The organism is Protofrankia sp. CiP1_Cm_nod2, assembly GCF_920664355.1.
Classification (GTDB): domain Bacteria; phylum Actinomycetota; class Actinomycetes; order Frankiales; family Frankiaceae; genus Protofrankia.
In genome coordinates this window covers 14,280-15,601 of record NZ_CAKKTL010000039.1, presented here as the reverse complement: position 1 = coordinate 15,601, position 1,322 = coordinate 14,280, and the positions used below count along the sequence as shown (strand labels likewise).

1 protein-coding gene is annotated in these 1,322 nt (G+C 75.4%); it reads left to right on the top strand.

Translation table 11 applies throughout. The features are described 5' to 3' along the window. On the top strand, window positions 1-1,075 hold a 1,075-nt coding region (locus NBW84_RS06575), incomplete at its 5' end, for a hypothetical protein (protein ID WP_250282661.1). Window positions 1,076-1,322 lie beyond the last annotated feature (247 nt).

Below are 1,322 nucleotides of genomic sequence, written 5' to 3'. Positions count from 1 at the left end.
CCAGCACGGGGACCGCAGCGGTCTGGCTCCGGCACCTCCCGCGCCGGACGTGCCGGTGCCGCCGGCGGAGGACGACCCGGCGTCATGGGAGCAGACATCGCGGATCAGCCGGCGGACGCTGACCGGTCTGGCGACCGCGGCGGGGAGCGAGGCCACCGGGCCGGCCGGGGCGACGGCACGGCCCGGCGACGAACCGCGGTCGGTCTACCCGGCCACCGGCGCGGGCGCGACCGGGTATTTCAGCCGCCAGGCACCGGGGCGGCACGAACCCCGGCCGGAGACCGGTGATGCCGGTGTCCGGCCCGATTCCGACTTCACAGTCGTGCTCTCCCCAGTGCGGGTCACGCCACGTGACGCCTCCTCGGGGCGGTCCCCGGCGCCCGGGCCCGCCGAGCCTGCCACCGGCCGCCCCGGCGGCGAGCTGCCCGAGGAAGGATCGCCCGCCGGCCGCTCGCCTGGCAGCGGTGTACCCCGCGGGGACACGCTGGACGATCAGCCATCCGAAGAGGCGCAGTCATACCCCCCGCAGGTCACACAGCCCGCGAGGGGCGCGCGACCCGCGTCCGGTGCGGGCCCGGGCGGCTCGCGCCCGCGTTCGCCCGTGGAGCCGGAGCCCGATGTCGGTACGGAACCCGGTGGCCGGTTCGCCGGCATGCTCCTGACCATCGCCGGTGGCCTCGGCGGGATTGCCGCCACCCTGCCCTGGAGCACGATCAGTGACGGCGAGGAGAGCCGTACGTTCACCGGCCTGACGGTTGGTGATGGAAGAATCACTCTGATGCTGGCGGTCGTCCTGATGGTGATCGGTGCGGCGCATGTGGCCGGCCGCCGCTCGGGCGGCACGGGCGGCTCGGGCGGCTCGGGCGGCACGGTGGCGATGCTGCTGGGGGCGGGAGTCGCCGTGTTCGCTGTCATGGATCTGGTCGCCGGACCGGCCTCGCTGTCGTCCTTTCGGGCCCTCTCCGCCAACCAGATCAGCGTCGTTCCCGCGTCGGGGCTGGTCCTGACCCTGGTGGCCGGGTCGCTCGCGTGTGTCGGCGGTTGGCTGCTGCGGCGTGGCCGTCATGGCGGATGATCCCGCCGGTGCCGGCCCGGCTGCCCGGCCGGACCGAGGAGCCGACGTGATCGGCCGTGCCCGCGGGAGCCATGCCCGCGGGGACCGGGTTCCACCGGACGTGATTGTCTTCCAGGAGGCGGAAGCGGCCGCGCGCGCCGTCCGGCCACGTGGTACGACCAGGAGTGACGGAGGACAAGACGTCACGAGCCGGGCAGGTGCCGGCCGGCGCTGCGCGTGCCGGATTCCGGGCCCCGGCTCCGGCCGG